Below are 923 nucleotides of genomic sequence, written 5' to 3' on the forward strand. Positions count from 1 at the left end.
CCAATGGTGAAGCACCGGATCGCAAAGAGCACAAACTCTTTATGCCCATGCTGATCCGCCGAGCCTCCGTCGGCGCGCCTGCAAAATAGCCGCCATTCAACACTATTTTGTGTAATTAATCACTTGATGAAATATTGATTAATTATTCGCGTATCACCGCCAAATTTAGCCGCCTATAATTAATCACACGTTTAATTTTGAAGGGCGGCTGATGACGGAACTCAACCCACGCCGAGGACGGCCAACGCACAACATGACACGAGACAACATGCTGATTCACTACGCACGCGAGTTGTTCACCGTCATGGAATACAACAACGTTTCTACCCGCTTAGTGGCGCAAAAAGCAGGCGTGAATGTGGCATGATCCGTTACTACTTGCGAGAAAGAAGGGCTGTTCAGAGACCATGCTGCGAGAACCCTCGCGCCGATGCAAAAACAAATGCAAGCACTGGTGCTCGAAAGTTCAGAGAAAAACCTGCTCGATATCATGCGCACTTATTACCGAGAAATGGTCAAAGTACCTCAGTTTCCCCGCTTGATTGCGCAAGTGATGCGCATGGCCCCCTCCGATACCCAACGCAAATTGATGGAAAAGATGATGAACGACATCACCCAACCGATGCAAGGGTTGATCTTCGATCGCTTGTTAGAAGGAGGCATATTGCGCCAAGGCGTCGATGCCAAATTAGCGCGCATCACCTTCATCAGCTTGATGGTGTTTCCTTTTATGGCGCCACCAGCGCTCTTGTCAATTCACGGCATCGAACTGAATGAAGCTTTTCTCAACCGCTTGTTTGAACACAATATTCAACTGATGAAACACGGATTTTTGGACTCAGGAGCAGCCCATGACCCTCAATAAAAATGGCTCTTTTCCCGCATTAGCGGTGGCGTGCTGGTGTTGGTACTGGCGGTCAAAC

The 923-nt window shown here is 48.8% G+C and carries 1 pseudogene; it reads left to right on the forward strand.

Annotated features, from left to right (window positions below):
- Positions 1–211: 211 nt before the first annotated feature.
- Positions 212–865: pseudogene (locus CIK04_RS25960) on the forward strand (TetR/AcrR family transcriptional regulator).
- Positions 866–923 lie beyond the last annotated feature (58 nt).

This window comes from Vibrio sp. 03_296 (assembly GCF_002265885.1).